Here is a 22,127-nt window from a genome sequence, read left to right as displayed (position 1 = left end):
CGAAATTAGGCAGAACAGGTGAAGCGCCCTACGGGGCAGAGTGAACGACAGGTGAACCGTGCGGGGCGGGCTGGTTCCGCGGCGCGGCGCGGGCGGCGGGGGGCGTCACGGCGTGCGTGGTGTCGGGCCCGGGCAGAGGCGGGGCGGGCGACTGAGCTGCGGGGACGCGCGGTCGGTGCCGGCGGGGGGACGGGCCCGACGCCAGGGACCCCTCCGCCCGGAGGCGAAGGGGTCCCTTGGGGGGCGGTGTCAGACGCCGTCGAAGTACAGGTCGGTCGAGGTGGCCGCGCCGGTGCTCGCGTTCCCGGCGAAGGACCAGCGGTAGGAACCGCCCTCGGTCGGCTTGACGGTGGTGGTCACCAGGCCGGCGTCGTTGGTGGTGAAGGTGTCGACCGTGGAGTACTTGGTGCCGCCCTCCTTGCGGAACTGCAGCTTCACGGGACGGTTGCCGTAGTCCTGGCTCGCGCCGGACTCCCAGTCGGCGCGGGTGAGGCTGCCGCGCAGCTTGTACTTTCCGGCCTTGGCCGTGGGGACGACTCCGGCCTGCAGCTTCGCCTCACGCTTGACCTGGACGGTCGAGTAGCTGGTGACGGTGCTGGAGCCGGCGTTGACCGCGACGTTCCAGTCGTCGGCCAGGTAGTTGCGCAGCACGTCTTCCTGCGGTTCGACGGGGACGGTGCCGTCGCAGGTGACGGTGGTGGCGTCCACGGGGTGGCAGTCGACGTTCTCCCAGTCGCCCAGCAGCGACCCGCCGGGCTGGGTCTTGGGGTGGGGCGAGGCGTGCCACAGGTCGACGTAGCCGATCAGGCCGTCCGTCCCCGTGGTGTCGCTGAAGGTGACGCTGAAGGGGATGCTCGTGGGTGAGTTCCCGATGACGACGGGCTGCCCGTCGTTGACGACGACGCGGTTGATCGTGGTGGTGCCGTGGTCGTCCGCGTGGGCCAGGGGGGCGACTGCGGCGGACAGGGCCAGGACGCCGGTGGCGGCGGCCAGAGTGGTGCGGAGGCGCATGTGTGTCCTTTGCGGGAGGTTCCGCCGGCGCGGCGGGCGGAACCGGATTTCATTGCATAAGAAATCATATTCCCGAATAGTTGCGCAGTCAATTAAATGTGGGGTGCCCCAGGCCCGGGCGGTGTGCCCGCGACGGCCGGGCGGTCGTGCGGCGGCCCGAGCCGGGGGGTGTCGGGCTCAGGGGCGCGCGTGCCGCGGCAGGGTGAGGATGTCGGCCCCGTCGTCGGTGATGGCGATGGTGTGCTCGGTGTGCGCCGTCCGGCAGCCCGTCGCGCTCCGGAGCGTCCATCCGTCGGCGTCGGTGACGAGTTCGGCCGTGTCCGCCATGACCCACGGCTCCAGCGCCAGCAGCAGTCCGGGGCGGAGGGTGTATCCGCGGCCCGCCCGGCCGGTGTTGGGGACGTGCGGGTCCTGGTGCATCGTCGATCCGATGCCGTGCCCTCCGAACTGGGTGTTGACCGGGTACCCGGCCTCGCCGAGGACCGTGCCGATCGCGTGGGAGATGTCACCGATGCGCGCCCCGGGCCCCGCGGCGGCGATTCCCGCGGCCAGTGCGCGTTCCGTGGCGCTGATCATCGCGACGCTCTCCGGGTCGCGCGTGCCGCCCACGACGAAGCTGATCGCGGCGTCCGCCGCGATCCCCCGCAGGGAGACGGCCAGGTCGAGCGTCAGCAGGTCGCCGTCGAGCAGTGTGTAGTCGTGCGGCCGCCCGTGGAGCACTGCGTCGTTGACGGCCGTGCAGATGTGGTGGCCGAACGGGCCGCGGCCGAAGGAGGGCGCGTAGTCGACGTAGCAGGACTGTGCCCCGGCCTCGTCGATCATGGCCTTCGTCCAGCGGTCGATGTCGAGGAGGTTCGTGCCGACCGTGCTGCGGCTCTTCAGTGTCTGCAGGATGTCGGCGACCAGGGCGCCCGTGTCTCCGGCCCTGGCCAGCAGGGTGGGGTTCAGGATCTCGATCATGGGGGCCCTTCGCGCGCGGTCCAATAACTATACCGGCCATACTATACCGGTATGAGAATTGGATTGCGCGCCCGGAGGCGCCGTGCGACGAGCCGGGCCCGCGTCCCCTCCCTTCAGGCAGCGGGCCGGAGCGACCCCACGCACGCGTCCAGCTGGACCCGGTCACCGGGCCGGGTCAGGAGGGCGCGGGCGGACTCGGGAGGGAGCCAGGCCAGCCGGTCCACCTCGTCGTTGGGTACGAAAGTGCCGCCGCCCGCCTCAGCCGCCCAGTAACTGACCTCTTTGGGGCGCCCGTTCGCCGTGTAGAGGGCCGTCGGCAGGACGGCGCCCGGGGCGCAGCGGTGGCCCGTCTCCTCCAGCACCTCCCGCAGGGCGCCCTCCAGCGCCGTCTCGCCGCGCTTGAGCTTGCCCTTGGGGAACGACCAGTCGTCGTAGCGCGGCCGGTGCACCAGGCAGATCTCCGTGCGGCCCTCCGGCGAGCGGCGCCACAGCACGCAGCCCGCCGCGAGCACGAGGCCGCTCACCGCGCGGTCACGGCCGCCGCACGGGGCCAGGCCTCACGGAACACCGCACGCGCGGCCGCCACCTCGTGCCGCTGGTCGGCGTGCAGCACACCCAGGGCGTACGCGGTCGCCGGGGCGATCCTCGGGGTGCGGGCCGCCTCCGCCGCGGCGGCTGCCGCCTCCGCCGCGTCCCGGTGCAGTTCGAGGGCGTGCCCCGGCCCGGTCAGCGCCGGATCGGGGGCGCCCCGCAGCACCTCGTGGGCGTACCGGTGCAGCCGGAGCAGCAGGCGGGCCTGGTGCCAGAGGGCGTCGTGGGTTTCGTTGTACGGCTCCACCGCCTCGTCGGGCGGCAGGGCGGCGACCGCGGCCAGCATCCGCTCCTCCGCCAGTCCGGCCGGGTCGTGGAGCACCCTGGCGGCCGGTCCGGCTGCGGCCGGCGCCAGGGGGACCTCCGAGGCGAGCAGGGCGACGCCGTCGGCGACCGCGTGGAAGCGGGAGGAGCCGATGGCCTGGAGCGCCGCCGAGTGGGCGCGGGTCCTGGCGAGGGTCAGCCGGCGTTCCAGGAGGGCGCCGGCTCGCGCGGCGCCGACGTCGAGCGCCGCCCGCTCCTTGGCGGCCTCGGTGGTGTCCGCGTCTCCCGCGGCCCTGGCGGCCGGCAGCGAGGTTCCGGAGAGCTGGTGCAGGGCGTCCAGCAGTCGCCCGAGGCGGGTGGCGTAGGCGTGTTCGCGGGCCAGGGTGCCGGAGAGCCAGGCCAGTTCCGCCCGGAGGTGGTCGGCCCAGACGGGTTCCAGTGCTCCCCGGAAGGTGTGCAGGGTGGCGCTCATGCGGCGGGCGGCGTGGCGTAGTGCGCGGGCCGCCTCGTCGGCGCCGTGCGTGCCCGCGTCCGCCGGGGCGCTGTGCTCGCGGTGCAGGCGCAGGCCCCGCAGGAATCCGGCTGCCTGTTCGCGGAGGTACGGCGCGAGGACCGCTCCGGCGGAGAGGGTCGTCGTCGGGTGGTCAGGGCGTCGCACGCCTACGCCTCCGGGCATCGATGAGCATCTCTTGTACGTGCCGCAACGGCTGGCCGTCCGCGTCCGTGGAGTGCCTGGTCCAGTTGCCGTCGGGGCCCAGGTGCCAGGAGGACGTGGTGTCGGACATGCCCGTTTCCAGGAGCCTGCTGAGCGCGGCGCGGTGCGCGGGGTCGGTGACGCGGACCAGGGCTTCGATCCGGCGGTCGAGGTTGCGGTGCATCATGTCGGCACTGCCGAACCAGACTTCGGGTTCCCCGCCGTTGCCGAAGGCGAAGAGCCGGGAGTGTTCGAGGAAGCGGCCCAGTATCGAGCGGACCCTGACGTTCTCGGAGAGACCGCTGACACCGGGGCGGATCGCGCAGATGCCGCGTACCCAGATGTCGACCGGCACCCCGGCCTGCCCGGCCCGGTAGCAGGCGTCGATGACCGCTTCGTCGACCATCGAGTTGACCTTGATGCGCACGTAGGCCGGCCGTCCCGCCCGGTGGTGCGTGACCTCTTTGTTGATCCGGGCGATCAGCCCGTCGCGCAGGGACTTCGGGGCCACCAGCAGCCGGCGGTAGGTCTCGCGGCGGGAGTAGCCGGAGAGCCGGTTGAAGAGGTCGGAGAGGTCGGCCCCGACCTGCGGGTCGGCGGTGAGGAGCCCGAGGTCCTCGTACAGCCGGGCCGTCTTGGGGTGGTAGTTGCCGGTGCCGACGTGGGAGTAGCGGCGCAGCGTGTCTCCCTCCTGACGGACCACCAGGGAGAGCTTGCAGTGCGTCTTGAGACCCACGAGGCCGTAGACGACGTGGCAGCCGGCCTCCTCCAGCTTGCGGGCCCACTTGATGTTGGCCTGCTCGTCGAAGCGTGCCTTGATCTCGACGAGGACGAGGACCTGCTTCCCGGACTCGGCGGCGTCGATGAGGGCGTCGACTATCGGCGAGTCGCCCGAGGTCCGGTAGAGGGTCTGCTTGATCGCGAGGACGTCCGGGTCACCCGCCGCCTGTTCCAGGAAGGCCTGGACGGAGGTGGAGAAGGAGTCGTACGGGTGGTGCAGCAGTACGTCGCGTTCGCGCAGGGCGGCGAAGATGTCGGGCGCGGAGGCGGACTCGACCTCGGCCAGGTCGCGATGGGTCCCGGCGATGAACTTGGGGTACTTCAGCTCGGGCCGGTCCAGCGAGGCGATCCCGAAGAGGCCGGTGAGGTCGAGCGGGCCGGGCAGCGGGTAGAGCTCGGTCTCGGAGATCTTCAGCTCGCGCACCAGCAGGTCCAGGACGTACGGGTCGATGGACTCCTCGACCTCCAGACGGACCGGCGGGCCGAAGCGGCGCCGCATGAGCTCCTTCTCCAGCGCCTGGAGGAGGTTCTCGGCGTCGTCCTCCTCGACCTCCAGGTCCTCGTTCCTGGTGACCCGGAACATGTGGTGGGCCAGGACCTCCATGCCCGGGAAGAGCTCCTCGAGGTGGGCCGCGATGATGTCCTCTATCGGGACGTAACGCTGCGGGGACGCTTCCAGGAAGCGCGTGAGCAGCGGCGGCACCTTGACGCGGGCGAAGTGGCGGTGCCCGCTCACGGGGTTGCGCACGACGACGGCGAGGTTGAGCGAGAGCCCCGAGATGTAGGGGAAGGGGTGGGCCGGGTCGACTGCCAGCGGGGTCAGCACGGGGAAGACCCGCTGCCGGAAGAAGGTGAACAGGCGGGCCTGCTCCTTCTCTGTCAGGTCGGGCCAGCGGACCAGCTGGATGCCCTCGTCGGACAGGGCGGGCGCGATGTCCTGCTGGTAGCAGGCGGCGTGCCGCGCCATGAGCTCGCGCGAGCGGGTCCAGATCAGGTCGAGCACCTCACGGGGCTGCAGCCCGGACGCGGACCGGGTCGCGACGCCGGTGGCGATACGGCGCTTGAGACCGGCCACCCGGACCATGAAGAACTCGTCCAGGTTCGACGCGAAGATCGCGAGGAAATTAGCCCGTTCGAGTAGGGGTGTGGCGGGGTCCTCGGCCAGTTCCAGGACGCGTTCGTTGAACGCGAGCCAACTGCGCTCCCGGTCCAGGAACCGGCCCTGCGGCAGCTCGTCGCCGTCCGCCTCGGGCTCGTAGGCGTCCGCGTCGTTGTCCAGATCGGGATCCAGGTCGGCGGCTGTGGACAGACCTGTGGGCACCCCGCCGGCGACGGCGTGGGGCCGGTGCGCGGCGAGGGAGCCCACCGACGGCTGGGCGGGCTGGACCGGGACCTCGGAGCTGGGCTGCTGGCTCATGGACCTATTCTTCCGCGCGTTCGGCTCCTCAGGCGCGTCGGAGGCGATAAAGATCGCGGAAGAAAGGGGGCCGGTCCGTGTCGCGGGGTCTTTCCCGTTGCGGGGGGTGGGCAGAGCTGGCTGCATCCCGTGAGGGTCGCAAGCCCTTCTGAATGGCCGGTAACGGCGACATGACGTACAGGAAGCGGTGTGGCTGCGGTGCCGCGCCGGTGACGGTGGGTGAACCCCCTGCCTGGGCTCCCCCTGGGGCCCGGACAGGGGGTTGCCCGCCCTCAGCCGGTGCGGCGGCGCAGGACGCGGAACGCGAGCGCGAGGGCCAGGGCGGCGAGGGCCAGCAGGAGGCCGGTCTCGACGAGCTGGAGCGGCCAGAAGTGGGAGGCGGGGTGGTAGTCGAAGAACGGGCCCGTGATGCCGTGGTCGGCGACACAGCGGGCTTCCTCGGCCTTGTTCATTTCCGGCCCCCAGCACGTGTCCACCGGGAGCCGTTGCCCGCCGGCCGTGACCTGGCCGACCTCCAGGACCCAGGGGTCACCGGCGGAGTGGAGGGTGCCGGTAAGGGTTCGCAGGGGCCACAGGCTGCTCCGGATGCTTCCGAGTGTCACGAGCACCGCACCGACGGCGAGTGCGCCGACCGCCATGGCGGGGACCGTGCGCCTGATCAGCAGCCCGGTGAGTGTGCCGGCCGTGAGGCCGAGCAGGACGTAGCCGACCGGTACGGCCCCCATCGTGGCGAAGACGGGGCCGTCGAACCACTCGTCCTCGTACTCGCCGCCGGTTCGCGCCCGTGCCCAGGTGAAGGCGGCGGACAGGACACAGACGCCGGCCGTCAGCAGCACGGCCGGGACCGCGAGTTTCGCGGCGAGCCACCGGGCCGGGGACACGGACTGGGACCAGGCCAGCCGGTAGGTCCCGGTCTCCAGCTCGCGGGCGATCAGGGGCCCGGCGGCGAAGATCCCCACGAGAAGGGGCAGCGCCAGCATGACCACTCCGGCGTAGACCTGGATTGCGTGCAGCATGTGCTGGTCGTCGAGGTAGCTCCGTGCGGTGCCGTCGCACCCCTGCAAGGTCTTCGCGGTCGAGCAGCCCGTGGCGGCGAACAGGTCCACGGAGCGGTCCGTCAGCAGGCGCGTGACGACCAGCACGACGACCACGAGAGCCATGAGTGCGGCGGCGGCCCACAACGTCCACCGGTGCTGCCGCACCACGACGCGCACCGGCCCCCGCAGCGAGGGGCGGGGCCGGGTAAGGGTGGTACTCATATCGCGGCCACCGCCTCGACGTTCTCGGCGCTCGGGGTGAGCAGGACCGGGGCGTCCGGGGAGCGGAGGTGGGCCAGCAGCAGCTCCTCCAGGGACGGCTCCGTCACGTCCCACGCGGTGCGGTCCACCGGGCCTTCCTTCCGTACGAGTGCGGTGAGCTGACGCCCGGTCGTGCGCGACTCGACGACCGTGTGCGGGGCGAGGTCGCGCGCCTGGCCGGTGAGCACGGCGTGCGCGGCGACGATGTCCTCGCTCTCGCCGCCGAGCCGGACCCGGCCGCCGTCGACGAGCAGGAGGTAGTCGCAGGCGCCCTCCAGTTCGGTGAGGATGTGCGACGACATCACGATGGTGGTGCCGTGTTCGGCGGCCTCCGCCATCAGGACGCCCATCAGCTGGTGGCGGGCGAGCGGGTCGAGGTCGGCCATCGGCTCGTCCAGCAGCATCAGTTCGGGACGCTTGCCGAGCGCCATGGCCAGGGCGAGCCGGGTGCGCTGGCCTCCGGAGAGCGCCCGGACCGTGGCGTCCTGGGGAAGGGAGCCGGCCACATGATCGGCGGCCGCCCGGTCCCAGGTCGCGGGGTTGAGCTCGGCTCCGGCCCACAGGGTGTCGCCCACGGTGAGCTGCGAATACAGGGGCTTGTCCTGAGCCACGTACGCGATGCGCGGACGAGCTTCGGCGGGGGTCGAGCCGAGCACCCGTACCGATCCCTCGGCAGGCCGGAGCAGGCCCGACGCGAGGGCGAGCAGGGTGGACTTCCCCGCACCGTTGGGCCCCACCAGGGCGCAGATCCGGCCGGCGGGCAGCCGGAACGAGCAGTCGCGCAGCGCCCACCCGCGCTTCCGCCCGTAGGTCATGCCGAGGCCGTCGGCCTCGATCGCGGCGCCTGTCATCAGTGCTGGTCCCCCTTGAACGTGCTGTCGAGTACGTCGGTGAAGAGTGCGCTCACGTCGTCCTTCTCCAGTCCCGCGGCGCGGGCCCTGCGGGTCCACTCCGCGAGTTCCGCGCGCAGCGGCGGGTCGGTGGTCGCCGCCGCGCTGCCGAGGGTGCGGCGGACGAAGGTGCCGAGGCCGCGGCGGCCTTCGACGAGGCCTTCGCGCTCCAGTTCGCGGTAGGCCTTGAGCACGGTGTTGGGATTGATGGCCGTGGCCTCGACGACCTCGCGGGCCGTGGGCAGCCGGTCGCCCGGCTCCAGCACACCGAGGCGGAGCGCCTGCTTGGTCTGCTGCACGATCTGGAGGTAGGTGGCGACGCCGCTGCGCCGGTCGATACGGAACTCGACCGCTGCGGACTCTGCCATGTTCACCACCCTTTCACTAAGGTAATAGTGAAAGGGTGGCGTAGGAAAGGGGCGGCGTCAAGTCACGCCGCCCCTCGGGGTGTTGCCGGACTCAGGACTCGGTGCGGTACATCAGGTCGACCTCGTGCGTGGCGAAGCCCATCCGCTCGTACACCGACAACGCGGCCGGGTTGTCCGCGTCGACGTAGAGCATCGCCGTCGGCAGGCCCTGTGCGGCCAGGTGGCGCAGGCCGATCGCGGTGAGCGCCTTGCCGAGGCCGCCGCCCTGGGCGTCCGGCCGGATGCCGACGACGTAGACCTCGCCGAGGTCGTCCTCGGCGTGCACCTTCGTCCAGTGGAAGCCGATGATCTCGCCGTCCCGCTCGGCCAGGAAGAAGCCCTTGGGGTCGAACCAGGCTTCGGCCTCGCGGTCGTCGAGGTCCCGCTGGGTGAGGGAGCCCTGTTCGGGGTGGTGGGCGAACGCGGCACTGTTCACGGCGAGCCAGGCGGCGTCGTCCTGGCCCGGCACGAAGGTGCGGATCGTGACGCCCGGCGGGAGCGCCGGCTCGGGGATGTCGAGGGATCCCAACGGGCGTCGAAGCTGACGCAGTTCGCGGAACAACGACAGGCCGAGGACCTGTGCGAGGTGCCGTGCGGCCGACTTGCCGCCGTGCGCCCAGACCCGCAGCCGCTTCCCGGTCGCGCCGAGGAGGGCGGCACCGAGGGCGCGGCCGTGCCCACGCCCCCGGTGGGAGGGATGCACGACCAGTTCGGCGGCGGGGGCCTCGACGGGATCGGTGTCCTCCAGCTGGGCGTATCCGGCCAACTCGCCGTCGACGGTGAGCAGGAAGTGCCGGACACCTTCGCGGTGCCCGCCCTTCAACTGCAGGCGACCCTGCTCGGAGACGGCCTGCCGCCCGTCGGTCGCGGCTGCCTCGCCGAGAAGGGCGAGGACGGTGTCGGCCTGCTCGGGGGTGAGCACGTCGAGGGTCTCGATCTCGCGTCCGGGGGCGGGGAGGGGTGCGTCAGTCGTCATGGGTACGAGCGTACGGGGACGGGACCGGCGTCCGGGGGCACGGCGGCGCACGGTCTCCCCGAGGGCCCCGTGACGTCTCTGCTCGCATATGTACGCCCTGCGGGTGATCGACCCCATTGCGCCCCCACGGCAACCAGTTCGTAACCCCTGACACCTGTCGCGCTACGCGCGTTGACTCTAGGCTGCGGCAGCAGGATTCCAGGCGTGTCACCGCCACTCACCACCCTCCCGCTGAACTCACAAGGGGAACGATGTCAGCGACTTCACAGAAGAACCGTGCCTCCCGGCGGGTGCTCTCCGCCGCGGCCGGGCTGGCCACGATGGGCGCACTCGTCGCCGCCGTGCCTGCCGGCGCCCAGGGCCACGGACACGGTCACGGCCACCACCAGCCCCGCACCGTCGACGTGCAGCTGCTCTCCTTCAACGACCTCCACGGCAACCTCGAGCCGCCCGCCGGTTCGGCCGGGACGGTCGCCGAGAAGCAGGCCGACGGCACGGTGAAGTCGGTTCCGGCCGGTGGCGTCGAGTACCTCGCGACCTCGCTGCGCACCGCGCGGAAGGGGCACCCGTACTCCGTCACCGCGGCAGGCGGCGACATGGTGGGCGCGAGCCCGCTGCTGTCGGGTCTCTTCCACGACGAGCCGACCATCGAGGCGCTCAACGGGCTCGACCTCGACGTGACGGCCGTGGGCAACCACGAGTTCGACGAGGGTGCCACCGAGCTGGGCCGCCTGCAGAACGGCGGCTGCCACCCCGTCGAGGGCTGCTACGAGAAGGGCAAGAAGTTCAAGGGTGCGGACTTCCCCTACCTCGCGGCCAACGTGACGAGCGAGAAGTCCGGCAGGCCGATCCTCAAGCCGTACACGGTCTGGAGGAAGAACGGCGTCAAGATCGGCTTCATCGGGGTGACCCTGGAGGGCACGCCGAACATCGTCACGGCGAACGGCGTCAAGGGCCTCGAGTTCCACGACGAGATCGAGACGGTCAACAAGTACGCCAAGGAGCTGGACCGGCAGGGCGTCAAGTCCATCGTCGCGCTGATCCACGAGGGCGGTTCCCCGGCCTCGACCTCGTACAACTACGACTGCGACAGCCCCGGTGCCGGTGACGGCATCTCGGGCCCGATCGTCGACATCGCCAAGGGCATCACGTCCAAGGTCGACGCCCTGGTCACCGGGCACACGCACCAGGCCTACGTCTGCACGGTGCCGGACCCCTCCGGCAAGCCGCGCATGGTCACGTCGGCGTCGTCGTTCGGCAAGCTCTACACGGACACGACGCTGACCTACGACCGCCGCACCAAGGACATCGTCCGTACGTCGGTGAAGTCCGTGAATTCGGTGAAGTCGGCGAACCACATCGTCAGCCGGGACCAGGCCAAGGCCACCGACATGACCGCGCTGATCGCCCGCTGGAACACGCTGGCCGCCCCGATCGCGAGCCGGCCCCAGGGCTTCATCTCCGCCGACATCAACGGCCGCGGCTCCACCGCTCCCGAGAAGCCGCTCGGCAACCTGATCGCAGACGCCCAGCTGGAGGGCCTGGCCCCGGCGGACAAGGGGGGCGCGGTCGTCGCGTTCATGAACCCGGGCGGCATCCGCTCGGACCTGGTGTACTCGGCGTCCGGCAGTGAGGGCGACGGAGTGGTGACGTACGGCGAGGCGTTCACCGTCCAGCCGTTCACCAACATGATGAACGTCGTCGACCTCACCGGAGTGCAGCTCGTCGCCGCCCTCCAGCAGCAGGTCAGCGGATCCAACGCGGCGTCCCCGAAGATCCTCCAGGTCTCGAAGGGCCTCACCTACACGCTGGACATGACGAAGGCGGGTGCCGACCGGGTGGTCACCTCCTCGATCCTGCTGAACGGTGTCGCGATCGACCCGGCGAAGACGTACCGCGTCGCGATGAACGAGTTCCTCGCGGGCGGCGGCGACGGCTTCGCCGCCCTCGGCCAGGGCACGAACAAGCTGGTCGGCCCGTCCGACCTGGACCTGTTCAACGCCTACCTGGCGGCGCACTCCACGGCCTCCGCGCCGCTGGCCCCGCCGGCCACGGACCGGATCACGGTCGTGCAGTAGCGCGCGGGACATGACGGGGCGGGGCGGTGGGCCGGTCGGGCCACTGCCCCGCTGCTGTCTTCCACGACGGCCGGGGCGAGGCCAGGCCCTGTTCCGTGCTTGATGAGTCCGCGTCATAATTCCGGAGCCATTCCCCCCACGGCCGCCGGAGGCATGCCACATGACCCCGTACACAGCCACGCGCCGGAGCATCCTCACCGGCTCGCTCGCCGTCACCGCAGGAATTCTGCTCGGGGGGACGCCGGCGTCTGCCGCCCCTGCCCGGGTCCTCGGCACGCAGGACTGGATGGCCGGGCTCGCGGACACCACCCCGTTGCAGCGACTCACGATCCCCGGGACGCACAACTCCGGGGCCCGGTTCGGAGGCCCCTGGACGGAATGCCAGAACACCACGGTCGCCGCGCAGCTCGACAGCGGCATCCGCTTCCTCGACATCCGCTGCCGGATCAGCGGCGACGCCTACGCGATCCATCACGGGGCCTCCTACCAGAACCTGAACTTCGACGACGTCCTCGGCGCCTGCCGGGCCTTCCTCGCGGCGCACCCTTCCGAGACCGTGCTGATGCGTGTCAAGCAGGAGTACTCGCAGGAGAGCGACGCCGCGTTCCGGCGGATCTTCGACATCTATCTCGACGGCAAGGGCTGGCGCCCGCTCCTGCGCCTCGACCCCACGCTCCCGGACCTCCGTGCGGCCCGGGGCAAGGTCGTCGTGCTCGCCGACAACGGCGGTCTGCCCGGGGTCCGGTACGCCGACCCCGCGCTCTTCGACATCCAGGACGACTACATGGCCGAGCCGTTCGGCAAGTACCCGAAGATCGAGGCGCAGTTCCGGAAGGCCGCGCAGCAGCCGGGGAAGCTCTTCATGAACTACGTGAGCACGGCCGCCCTCATGCCGCCGCGCTGGAACTCCGACCGTCTCAACCCGCAGGTCCACTCGTTCCTCGACGGTTCCGCCGCGGCGGGCTGGACCGGTCTCGGCATCGTCCCGCTGGACTATTCCGCCACCCGGCCGGGTCTGGTGGAGTCGCTGATCCGGCACAACCCGGTGGGCTGAGGCGCCGGTCCTGGCAGCTTGGGGATCAGGTGGTTCGTGCGGCCCGTTTGACGGCGTAGGCGCACAGCCGGGTTCCGTAGAGGTCCAGGGCGTCGTCGGGGTCCTGGTCGTAGTGGGTGGCCACCTCGTGCCACCGGTCCCATGCGTAGAGCCGGGCGTGGCGGCGGTCGTCGTCCGTACGCGCCGGGGTGTCGGCCCGGCGGGCGTTCAGCCACTGCTGCCACTCCTGGTGGGCGGCCGGGTCGGCCGTGAGCTCCTTGTCCGGGCGGCGTGGCGTCCCGGTCCGCCGGTCACGGGCGAGGGCGGCGGTGATGTACGCGGCAGGCCGTGCGGGGCTCCAGCCGACGGCCATGCCGATGAGTTCGGCCGCGATGTCGTGCGCCTCCAGGCCTCGGTCGATCAACGGGCGCAGCGCGAAAGCCAGTCGGCGGAGCCCTTCCCGCTGGGCCCAGCCGACGAGCGGCCGGACCTGCCGCGCGATCCTGATGTCGCGGGCCACCTGCCACGGGCTCCGGAGCGACGGGCCGCCGCCGCTCCTGGCTCTCCTGGTGCGTCGGTTCGCCCGCGAGGTGTAGTTCAACCCACCGTCAAGGTCAGCGGGAGGAACGTCGTGGTGGGGCCCAGGAGAATGGGGTGCACGCGGTGCGGGAAGGACCGTGCCCGGGTGCCGGCCGTCCGCGGGGTGTGACGTGGCGCGGACGGCGCCGGTCGCGCGCATCCGCCCCTCGTCCGTCACGCCGAGCACCCGGGCGCCGTAGCCGGTGCCGTCGAGCCGGTGACCCATCGCCGTGTCGTACGCGGCCGGGATCACTGCCGCGTAGATGGTCGCCGTAGCCGTGTACGCGCGACCCGGGAGCCGAAGGTTCTTCTTCGTGCCGTGGCGGTGCCACGCCAGCGCGCCGAGCTCCCGCAGGACCCGGACATGGCGTTTCACCGTCGCCGTCGACACTTCGCAACGGGCGGCGGTGCCTTCGAGGTCGTACAGGACGTATCCCCGTCGGTAGTCCATCCGCGCCGCGAGATCCCGGGCCACGGCGAGAGTGGTTCCACCCGCGCGCGGGTGAAGACCCGCGCCGACCAGCCAGGCCACGGCGGGTAGCCACGCGCGCGGCTGGGCGCGGCGGGCGGAGGTCGAGGCGGCCTCCTGCGCGGCGCGGGGGACGCGGGTCCATGCCGGATCAGGGCATGCCGGAGGAGCGCAGCGCGAAGCCGCGCCGGTGGTACGGCGCATCAGGGTCCGTCGAGGTGGGGCGGGCCGGTGACCGGGCCTGCCGGTGGATCACGGCGGGCGGTCGGGCCTGCACCGCCGTACGGGCACGGCAAACCGAGCGCTACGCGGCGACCCTCGCGTCAGCGGCGAGCGTGAACCACACGGCCTTGTGGCTGGGGGTGCAGCAACCACAGACGTCCGACCCCCACGCCAGGGCGAGCTCCTCCAGGAGCATCAGCCCCCGCCCGCACTCCTGCGCGGGACCGGTGCGGATCCGGCCTGGCGCGGGCGCGGCCCAGGGGGTGTCGTCGGCGACGGAGACCACCACCCGCTCCGGGCTGACCGTCACGTGCACGCGGATCAGTGAAGTACGACTGTGGCGATGGGCGTTGGCCACCACCTCGGTGACGCAGAGGCGGGCATCTTCGACGATTCCGCTGTGCGAGGTGCCGGTGAGCAGCGACGTGACGAAATGCCGGGCGATCCCGGCCGAGCGCGCGGTGTTGGGCAGGGAGAGCCGGTAGCTCTCGCCGTCCTGGCAGTGCGGTGATGCGGAGGGTGCGGTGGTGCTGGCGTCGGTCATGTCGATCTCCCCACGTGATGCGATCCGAACGGGCGCGCTGCTCGTTGACCGTGGTGATGGCCGCACGGGCACACCCCTCTCAAGGCGTGTCAGCGCGGCGGTACTTCAGGTCGATGGCTGCGGTGCGGTGATCGAGGCACCGCCCGTTGATTACCTCACGCGTTGGGTCGACGTGGGTAACGTGATAGGCAAAGTGAACCCTGTCGGGTGACGGGTCACACTGAGGCTCGATAGGAGGGGGAGTCCGATGGCATCGAGGAAGGCGCCCACTGCGCGCCAGCGCCGGTTGGGTACCGAACTGCGCAGACTCCGGGAGCGCACCGGGTTGTCGCTCACTGAGGCGGCAGCCGCGCTGGGCACGGACCGCACCACTGTCAGCAACACCGAAGCGGGACGATTCGGAGTGAGCGCCGTACGAGTGCGCACGTGGGCCGGCTATTACGAGTGCCCGGACACCGCGTACGTCGACGCCTTGGCCGACATGGCTGAAGAACGCGTGAACGGATGGTGGGAGGACTACAGGAATGATCTCGTCAGTGGGGCGCTCGATCTGGCGGAGCTTGAGCATCACGCCGTAGCGATCCGGTCGGTGCAGATCATGTATATGCCGGGGCTGTTGCAGAACGAGGAGTACGCCCGTGCCGTGTTCGCGGAGGTCGTACCCCCTCTGAGCCCGGAACGCCTCCGCCGTCAGCTGTCGCACCGGTTGCGACGCCGCGATGTGCTGGACAGGGAGGGGGCGCCTGCCTGTACGTTCCTCATCCACGAGGCCGCGCTGAGGATGACGTACGGCGGCCCCGGCGTGGCCGGCAAACAACTCGGACACCTACTTGCGGAGTCGGAGCGCGATAACGTCTCGGTTCGGGTGGTTCCCTTCGCGGCGGGTGGTTTCCCGGAGATCGGCAGTTCGACACAATATGTCTACGGTCCAGTTCCGCAGCTCGACACCGTACAGACGGACACGGCTACCGGGCCCGCGTTCATCGATGCCGAAACACGCCTCGTGAACTACCGGGCCGTGCTGGATCAGGTCGAGAGCCGGTCTCTCGACCCGAAGAACTCGCGGGACTTCATTCGCGGAATCACACAGAGCATGAGGGCATGAGGATCATGAATATCCAGTGGCGCAAGTCCTCGAAGTCATCGGGTGCCGAGGGCAACAACTGCCTCGAACTCGCTGAGTACGAAGGCGAGATACTGCTGCGCGAGAGCGACCGCCCGGACGTGGTCGTACGCACCACCCGCGCGAAGCTGCGGGCCTTCCTCGGCGGGGCCAAAGAGGGCGAGTTCGACGACCTGGCCTGAACCGGCGGGCATGCGCGTGCGGGAGCCCCGCTCACACCCCAGGCGGCGGCTGAGGCGCACCCGGCAGGCGGATCGTGGCGGTAGTGCCGCCACCGTCCGCCGGACGCAGGGCGATCTCGCCGCCCGCCTGCTGCACCGTGCGGGCCACGATGGACAGGCCGAGGCCGGAGCCGGGGAGCTGGCGGGCCGAGGGGGAGCGCCAGAAGCGTTCGAAGACGTGCGGCAGGTCCTCGGCGGGGATGCCGGGGCCGTGGTCCCGGACCGTCAGCTCCCCCCGGTGCAGGACCACCTCGATCGCGCCGCCGGACGGGCTGAACTTCACCGCGTTGTCCAGGACGTTGACCACGGCGCGCTCCAGGGCGGCGGGCTCGGCGCGGACGTACCAGGGGGCGAGGTCGGCCGTGATGGTCAGCTCGGGGCCGCGCAGCCGTGCGCGTTGCAGAGCGGTGCGGGTGATGTCGTGCAGTGCGACGACCTGGAGCGGGCCCGGCTGGGCGGCGTCGGGGCGGGAGAGCTCCTGGAGGTCGCCGATGAGGGCGGCCAGCTCCGTCATCTGCGCCTTGACCGAGGCCATCAGGGCCTTGCGGTCGTCGGGGGGGATGGCCCGGCCCGTCTCGTCGCTGCGGACGAGGAGTTCGATGTTCGTACGCAGGGAGGTGAGGGGGGTGCGCAGTTCGTGGCCCGCGTCCGCGATGAGCTGCGCCTGGCGGTCGCGGGAGGTGGCCAGGGAGCTGGTCATGGAGTTGAAGGACCGGGAGAGCCGGGCGATCTCGTCCTCTCCCTCGGCGGGGATCCGTACGGTCAGGTCCTCGGTCTCGGCCACGTGCGCGACGGCGTGCGCGAGGTCGTCGACCGGGCGCAGACCGGTGCGGGCGATCCACAGCCCGGCCGCGCCCGCGCCGACGACACCGATGCCGGAGACGAGGACCAGGACCCAGGCGAGGGTCGAGAGCGGGTCGTCGACCACGCTCATGGGACGGGCGACGGAGACGGCGAGTGTGGCGTCGGGTCCGGGGCGGCGGTCCAGTCGGATCTGGCGGGTGTAGACGCGCAGCTTCGTGCCGTCGGTGTCCTCCACGGTGTGCAGGACGCTCCCGCGCTCCCCGCCGGCGACGGCGAGGTCGAGGTCCGTCGTGGGGAACGCGCGGTTCTGCGGAGCCGGGCACGGATCACCGGTGGGCGCGATGATCTGGACCCGGAACGATCCGGGGTCGGGCTGCTGGCCGACGGCGGTGCCCGCGCAGGTGTTGAGCAGGTTCTGGACGTAGGTGCTGTCGACCGTGTTCGACGTGACGAGAGAATTGTCCAGCTGCTCTTGCAGCTGGTCCCGCGTCACGAACCAGCAGGACGCCGCGACCGCCGCGACCGCGACCGCTACCGCCGCCGCCACCAGCAGCGCGAGCCGGGAGCGCAGCGGGAGGGTGCGGAGCCGGCGGGGGAAGCCGGTCATCCGTCACCGCCGCCGGAGCGCAGGGCGTAGCCGACGCCGCGCACGGTGTGGACCAGGCGCGGTTCGCCGCCCGCCTCCGTCTTGCGGCGCAGGTACATCACGTACACGTCCAGGGAGTTGGAGCTGGGCTCGAAGTCGAAGCCCCATACGGCCTTGAGGATCTGCTCGCGCGTCAGCACCTGCCGGGGGTGGGCCAGGAACATCTCCAGCAGCGTGAACTCCGTGCGGGTCAGCTCGACCCGGCGGGTGCCGCGGGTGACCTCGCGGGTGTTCAGGTCCATGCGCAGATCGGCGAAGGACAGCACGTCGTCGTCGGGGAGCGGGCCGCCCGCCGCGACGGTGTACGAGCTGCGCCGCAGCAGGGCGCGGATGCGGGCGAACAGTTCGTCCAGCTCGAAGGGTTTGACGAGGTAGTCGTCGGCGCCCGCGTCGAGGCCGGTGACCCGGTCGCCGACGGTGTCGCGGGCGGTGAGCATCAGGATCGGCGTGGTCGATCCGGTCGCCCGGATGCGGCGGGCGGCGGTGAGGCCGTCCATGCGCGGCATCTGGATGTCCAGCACGATCAGGTCGGGGGCGTACGACTCCGACTTGGCCAGGGCGTCGTAACCGTCGACGGCGACCTCGGTGCCGTAGCCCTCGAAGGCGAGGCTGCGCTGCAGGGCCTCGCGCACGGCGGGCTCGTCGTCGACGATCAGGACGCGCTGCGGATCGTCTTCGGCGGGGCTCATCGCTGCTTCGTCCTCTTCCTGCCGTAGGGGGTCCGTGTGCGGGGTTCTCAGCCTCGCACGGCTGCCCGGCGGCGTCGCGCGGCCGGGCCGGTGGCGGCCGGGGCGGGGCATGCCGCCGCGGGGCCGGTGCCGGTGCGCATGGCGGTCTCCTCGTCAGGAGCCGCCGCCGGCCCGCAGGGTGTTCAGGTCGGACTTGAGGGTGTCGACCGGGATGGCGAAGCCGAGGCCCACGCTGCCGGCGGCCGAACTGCCCGTGGAGTCGGCCGAACTGGGCGAGAAAATGGCCGAGTTGATGCCGATGATCTCGCCGTTCATGTTGATGAGGGCGCCGCCGGAGTTGCCCGGGTTGAGCGAGGCGTCGGTCTGCAGGGCCTTGTACGTCGTCTTGGACGAGCCCGTGTCGCCGTTGAACTGCTGCCCGCCGAATTCGAACGGCCAGTTCCCGTCGCCCTGCTGTTGCTGCTGGTCCTGCCCGTCCTCCTTGGCGACCGTGACGTCGCGGTCGAGGGCCGAGACGATGCCGCTGGTGACCGTGCCGGTGAGGCCCTCGGGTGAGCCGATCGCGACGACCTGGTCGCCGACCTTCACGGAGGAGGAGTCCCCGAGGGTGGCCGTCTTCAGGCCGCTCGCGCTCCGGAGCTTGATGAGCGCGAGGTCCTTGCCGGCGTCGGTGCCGACGACGTCGGCGGTGTAGGTCTTGCCGGTGCTGAGCGAGACCTTGATCGCGGAGGCGCCGGAGACGACGTGGTTGTTGGTGACGATCTCGCCGCCCGAGGTGATGACGACTCCGGACCCGGTGGCCTGGCCCGCCGAGGAGGACGCGCGGATCTCAACGATGGCCGGCGACACGGCGGCGACCACTCCGGCGACGGTGCCCGCGCTGCTCTGCGAGACCGTGGTGCCGTTGACGACACTGCCGGAGCCCGAGGTGGCGGAGCTGTTGCCCGCGAACTCGCCGATGAGGGTGGCGGTGCCCCCGCCGATCACCGCGGCGGCTATTGCCACGGCGGCCAGCAGTGCGACGGGCCGCTTGACCCGGCGTTCGGACCGGGGGCCGTCCGCGCCGGGACCTGCCGGGGCGGGCTGGGGCGCCGGGGCCGGCCAGGCGTGAGCGGCCGGCATCTCGGCGGTCCGCCACTCGGGCTCGTGGGCCGGCGGCGGCGGGTAGGCCGCGTCGCCGCTGCCGTAGGAGCCGTTGCCGTTCGAGGGGTCCATCGGGTACTCGCCGCTCGGGCGGTGGCTGTCGCTCATGTCCACGAGAGTGCGCGGCGAACATGAGAGCAGCCTGAGTACGTCCTGAGAAGCCCGGCAGAACCGTGTATGCCCGATATAAGGGGGGCGGTCCCTACCGGGCGGTGACGGTCGGCTCCCCGCAGCCGCAGGAGCGGCGCACGACCAGCGCGGAAGGGAACTGCTTCAGGCGTTCACGGCGCGACCCCGATACGCGCAGCGAGTCGTCGAGGACCAGGTCAACGGCCGCCCGTGCCATCGCGGGACGGTCGGAGAAGACCGTCGTGAGCGGCGGATCGGTCAGTCCCGCTTCCTTCACGTCGTCGAAGCCCGCGACCGCCAGCTCCTCCGGCACGTCGATCCGCAGCTCGCGGGCGGCCCGCAGCACCCCGATGGCCTGGTCGTCCGTCGAGCAGAAGATCGCCGGGGGCCTGTCGGGCCCGGAGAGCAGCTTCAGGGCGACCTGGTAGGCGTCGTACCGGTTGTACGGGGCGTGGAAGAGGCGGCCCTCGGTCGGGAGCCCCGCCTCCTGCATGGCGCGGCGCCAGCCCTCGATGTGGTCGGCGACCGGGTCCCCGACCACCGGGGTCGACTCCGTGCCGCCGAGGCACGCCACATAGGTGTAGCCGTGCTCCAGGAGGTGGCGGGTGGCGAGCTGGGCGCCGCCGACATCGTCGGTGACAACCGCGACGTCGTCGATCGCCTCGGGGCGCTCGTGCAGCAGCACGACCCGCGCGTCCCACGCCTCTATCTCGGCCGCGGCCCGCTCGCTGGGCCCCTGGCTGACCAGGATCAGCCCGGAGACGCGCATGCCGAGGAAGGCCCGCAGATAGTGGACCTCGCGTTCGTCGCGGTAGTCGGAGTTGCCGACGAGGACCATCTTCCCGCGCTCGGCCGCGGCCTGTTCGACCGCGTGGGCCATCTCCGCGAAGAACGGCTGCCGGGCGTCCGGCACGATCATTCCTATGAGGTCGGTGCGCCGCGACGCCATGGCCTGGGCGACCCGGTCGGGCCGGTATCCGAGCTCCTTGATCGCGGCGAGCACCCGCTCGCGCGTGGCCGGGGCGACCGGCCTGGGTCCGTTGTTGATGACGTAGCTGACGACCGCTGTCGAGGTCCCCGCCAGTCTCGCCACATCGTCCCGCGTCACCTTGGCCACGCGCGGCAGTCTACGCGGATCGACCTAGCGCTCGGCAGGCCGGACCGGGGCTTCTTCCTCGATCCGGGGATCGGCGGAATGCTCCGAACGGGTGAGGGCCTGATCGGCCTGCCTCGAAGCCGTCCTGGCCTTGGCCTCCTCGGCCGCCCGCTCCACCTTCTCGGGGGTGACGAAGCGGTAGCCGACGTTGCGGACGGTGCCGATCAGCGACTCGTGCTCGGGGCCCAGCTTGGCGCGCAGCCGCCGCACGTGGACGTCGACCGTCCGCGTGCCGCCGAAGTAGTCGTAGCCCCAGACCTCCTGGAGCAGCTGGGCGCGGGTGAAGACCCGGCCCGGGTGCTGCGCCAGGTACTTGAGCAGTTCGAACTCCTTGAAGGTCAGGTCGAGGACCCGGCCCTTGAGCTTGGCGCTGTACGTGGCCTCGTCGACCGACAGGTCGCCGTTGCGGATCTCCATGGGGGAGTCGTCAGCGGTGATCTGCTGGCGGCCGGTGGCCAGCCGCAGCCGGGCCTCGACCTCGGCGGGTCCCGCGGTGTCCAGCAGGACGTCGTCGATGCCCCAGTCGGCGGTGACGGCCGCGAGGCCGCCCTCCGTCACGACGAGGATCAGCGGACAGCCGGGTCCGGTGGACCGCAGCAGCTGGCACAGCGAGCGGACCTGGGGGAGGTCGCGGCGGCCGTCGATGAGGATGACGTCGGCACCGGGGGTGTCGACGAGAGCGGGTCCCTCGGCGGGGGCGACCCGCACGCTGTGCAGCAGGAGGCCGAGGGCGGGGAGCACCTCCGTCGACGGTTGAAGGGCATTCGTCAGGAGCAGCAGTGAACTCATCGCCGCCCACCTGCCTGGGTCGTCGGTCGATCGTGCACGGTTCGCTCGCCCATTACGTCGGTCCTCCTCGTTCCCTGCGAGAGGGGCACTCCCGGGTCGGACCCGGGGGAGTATGCGGCACTGCTTCGTACTCCCGTACGTCCATCACCTGCGACGGCGTCATACGGTTTTTACCGTGCGGTCCCGCGCCCGGGGGCCGCTGAGCTTATGGAAACGCTGCCGTAACAACGCTCGTAAAGCACAAAAGGACCCGGGGGCTGCTTTGCCCGGATCCTCTTCGCAGCAGAATAGCCCACATGAGTTCTGTGTCCGAGGGCCGATTCCCGAGTTCCTCTGTTCCCTCGACCACGCGCGCCCCCCGGCGCACCACGTTGCTGACCGGTGACGGGGTGCGTATCGAGGCGGTGTACACCCCGTGTACGGCGGGTTCGCGGGGGAGCGGAGGCGGTGGCTCCGGGGGGACGGCGATCGTCCTCGCGCACGGTTTCACCGGCTCCGCCGACCGGCCGGCCGTGCTGCGCGCCGCCGGGGTGTTCGCCCAGCGTGCGGCCGTGATCACGTTCTCTTTTCGAGGTCACGGAAAGTCCGGCGGACGGTCCACGGTGGGCGACCGGGAAGTGCTCGATCTGGCCGCCGCGGTCGCCTGGGCGAGGTCGTTGGGGCACCGGCGCGTCGTTACGGTCGGCTTCTCGATGGGCGGCTCCGTGGTGCTTCGGCACGCCGCTCTGTATACGGCCCCGGAAACCGGTGAATTCGTCGCGGCGGAGGAGCGGGTGCCGGGGGCCGAACGGGTGGGCAGGCGCACCTCGGCGCACGATGGGCGTACGGGGGCGCACACGGACGTGGTGGTCGCCGTCAGCGCGCCGGCCCGCTGGTACTACCGGGGCACCGCCCCGATGCGCCGGGTGCACTGGGTCGTCACCCGCCCCGCGGGCCGGTTCGTCGGCCGCTACGGCTTCCGCACCCGCATCCACCGCGAGCACTGGAACCCCGTGCCGCTCTCGCCGGTGGAGGCCGTCCCGCTCATCACCGCGCCCCTCCTGATCGTGCACGGCGACCGGGACCCGTACTTCCCGGTCGACCACCCCCGGATGCTGGCCGGAGCCGCGGGCGACCGGGCGGAACTGTGGCTGGAGCACGGCATGGGACACGCCGAGAACGCCGCGGACGAGGACCTGCTCACCCGCATCGCCGACTGGACGGAGTCGGCGTGA

The 22,127-nt window shown here is 71.4% G+C and carries 21 protein-coding genes; 5 read left to right on the top strand and 16 right to left on the bottom strand.

The window, feature by feature from the left end; translation table 11 throughout:
• Positions 1 to 249: 249 nt before the first annotated feature.
• From OG206_RS15215 to mshD, 9 genes are all read right to left on the bottom strand, one after another.
• Positions 250 to 1,011 carry a hypothetical protein gene (locus OG206_RS15215; protein ID WP_327116308.1) on the bottom strand — a complete coding sequence of 254 codons (762 nt, stop codon included), beginning with the start codon at positions 1,009 to 1,011 and terminating at the stop codon, positions 250 to 252.
• A 177-nt stretch (positions 1,012 to 1,188) separates the two neighbouring features.
• Entirely contained in the window at positions 1,189 to 1,971 is a 783-nt protein-coding gene (gene map / locus OG206_RS15210) for a type I methionyl aminopeptidase (RefSeq protein WP_327116306.1), read from the bottom strand.
• 113 nt (positions 1,972 to 2,084) lie between these two features.
• Positions 2,085 to 2,495 carry an NUDIX hydrolase gene (locus tag OG206_RS15205; protein ID WP_327116304.1) on the bottom strand — a complete coding sequence of 137 codons (411 nt, stop codon included), beginning with the start codon at positions 2,493 to 2,495 and terminating at the stop codon, positions 2,085 to 2,087.
• A complete protein-coding gene (locus OG206_RS15200; RefSeq protein WP_327116302.1) occupies positions 2,492 to 3,484 on the bottom strand; it encodes a CHAD domain-containing protein in 993 nt (330 codons plus the stop codon). The genes OG206_RS15205 and OG206_RS15200 overlap by 4 nt, the downstream gene beginning before the upstream one ends.
• On the bottom strand, positions 3,471 to 5,717 hold the full coding sequence (locus OG206_RS15195; protein ID WP_327116300.1) for an RNA degradosome polyphosphate kinase: 2,247 nt from the start codon (positions 5,715 to 5,717) through the stop codon (positions 3,471 to 3,473). The genes OG206_RS15200 and OG206_RS15195 overlap by 14 nt, the downstream gene beginning before the upstream one ends.
• Before the next feature lie 272 nt (positions 5,718 to 5,989).
• Positions 5,990 to 6,976, bottom strand: a complete 987-nt coding sequence (locus OG206_RS15190; RefSeq protein WP_327116298.1) for a hypothetical protein — start codon at positions 6,974 to 6,976, stop codon at positions 5,990 to 5,992.
• Positions 6,973 to 7,866 (bottom strand): ABC transporter ATP-binding protein, encoded by an 894-nt coding sequence (locus OG206_RS15185; RefSeq protein WP_327116296.1) that lies wholly within the window; start codon positions 7,864 to 7,866, stop codon positions 6,973 to 6,975. Before OG206_RS15185 ends, OG206_RS15190 begins: the two co-directional genes overlap by 4 nt.
• Positions 7,866 to 8,273, bottom strand: coding sequence for a GntR family transcriptional regulator (locus tag OG206_RS15180; protein WP_327116294.1), 408 nt, complete (start codon positions 8,271 to 8,273; stop codon positions 7,866 to 7,868). Before OG206_RS15180 ends, OG206_RS15185 begins: the two co-directional genes overlap by 1 nt.
• A 91-nt stretch (positions 8,274 to 8,364) precedes the next feature.
• Complete coding sequence (gene mshD / locus OG206_RS15175; protein ID WP_327116292.1) at positions 8,365 to 9,288, bottom strand: mycothiol synthase; 924 nt, start codon at positions 9,286 to 9,288, stop codon at positions 8,365 to 8,367.
• A 251-nt stretch (positions 9,289 to 9,539) separates the two neighbouring features.
• Here mshD and OG206_RS15170 point away from each other — a divergent pair, with 251 nt between their 5' ends.
• Together OG206_RS15170 and OG206_RS15165 are read left to right on the top strand one after the other, a co-directional pair.
• A complete protein-coding gene (locus OG206_RS15170; protein WP_327116290.1) occupies positions 9,540 to 11,366 on the top strand; it encodes a bifunctional metallophosphatase/5'-nucleotidase in 1,827 nt (608 codons plus the stop codon).
• A gap of 160 nt (positions 11,367 to 11,526) precedes the next feature.
• Complete coding sequence (locus OG206_RS15165; protein WP_327116288.1) at positions 11,527 to 12,420, top strand: phosphatidylinositol-specific phospholipase C; 894 nt, start codon at positions 11,527 to 11,529, stop codon at positions 12,418 to 12,420.
• 25 nt (positions 12,421 to 12,445) lie between these two features.
• Here the strand turns inward: OG206_RS15165 and OG206_RS15160 are convergent, their stop codons facing one another.
• Both OG206_RS15160 and OG206_RS15155 read right to left on the bottom strand, forming a co-directional pair.
• A complete protein-coding gene (locus OG206_RS15160; protein WP_327116286.1) occupies positions 12,446 to 13,651 on the bottom strand; it encodes a cell wall protein in 1,206 nt (401 codons plus the stop codon).
• Positions 13,652 to 13,751: 100 nt separating this feature from the next.
• Positions 13,752 to 14,213, bottom strand: a complete 462-nt coding sequence (locus OG206_RS15155) for an ATP-binding protein (RefSeq protein WP_327116284.1) — start codon at positions 14,211 to 14,213, stop codon at positions 13,752 to 13,754.
• Positions 14,214 to 14,460: 247 nt separating this feature from the next.
• Here OG206_RS15155 and OG206_RS15150 point away from each other — a divergent pair, with 247 nt between their 5' ends.
• Positions 14,461 to 15,318, top strand: coding sequence for a helix-turn-helix domain-containing protein (locus OG206_RS15150; protein ID WP_327116282.1), 858 nt, complete (start codon positions 14,461 to 14,463; stop codon positions 15,316 to 15,318).
• A gap of 5 nt (positions 15,319 to 15,323) precedes the next feature.
• Complete coding sequence (locus OG206_RS15145; protein ID WP_327122279.1) at positions 15,324 to 15,518, top strand: DUF397 domain-containing protein; 195 nt, start codon at positions 15,324 to 15,326, stop codon at positions 15,516 to 15,518.
• 31 nt (positions 15,519 to 15,549) lie between these two features.
• Here the strand turns inward: OG206_RS15145 and OG206_RS15140 are convergent, their stop codons facing one another.
• The 5 genes from OG206_RS15140 to OG206_RS15120 form a co-directional block, all read right to left on the bottom strand.
• Entirely contained in the window at positions 15,550 to 16,968 is a 1,419-nt protein-coding gene (locus OG206_RS15140; protein WP_327116280.1) for a sensor histidine kinase, read from the bottom strand.
• Positions 16,965 to 17,696, bottom strand: coding sequence for a response regulator transcription factor (locus OG206_RS15135; protein ID WP_327116278.1), 732 nt, complete (start codon positions 17,694 to 17,696; stop codon positions 16,965 to 16,967). The genes OG206_RS15140 and OG206_RS15135 overlap by 4 nt, the downstream gene beginning before the upstream one ends.
• A gap of 153 nt (positions 17,697 to 17,849) precedes the next feature.
• The gene (locus OG206_RS15130; RefSeq protein WP_327116276.1) at positions 17,850 to 18,947 is read right to left on the bottom strand and encodes a S1C family serine protease; all 1,098 of its coding nucleotides are present in this window, start codon (positions 18,945 to 18,947) and stop codon (positions 17,850 to 17,852) included.
• Between the two features lie 94 nt (positions 18,948 to 19,041).
• Positions 19,042 to 20,085, bottom strand: coding sequence for a LacI family DNA-binding transcriptional regulator (locus OG206_RS15125; protein WP_327116274.1), 1,044 nt, complete (start codon positions 20,083 to 20,085; stop codon positions 19,042 to 19,044).
• A 24-nt stretch (positions 20,086 to 20,109) separates the two neighbouring features.
• Entirely contained in the window at positions 20,110 to 20,913 is an 804-nt protein-coding gene (locus OG206_RS15120) for a winged helix-turn-helix transcriptional regulator (RefSeq protein WP_327116272.1), read from the bottom strand.
• 296 nt (positions 20,914 to 21,209) lie between these two features.
• On the opposite strand from OG206_RS15120, the gene OG206_RS15115 reads away from it, so the two are divergent.
• A complete protein-coding gene (locus tag OG206_RS15115; RefSeq protein WP_327116270.1) occupies positions 21,210 to 22,127 on the top strand; it encodes an alpha/beta hydrolase in 918 nt (305 codons plus the stop codon).

It is taken from the genome of Streptomyces sp. NBC_01341 (assembly GCF_035946055.1).
Classification (GTDB): domain Bacteria; phylum Actinomycetota; class Actinomycetes; order Streptomycetales; family Streptomycetaceae; genus Streptomyces.
This window is presented reverse-complemented; position numbering and strand designations above follow the sequence as displayed.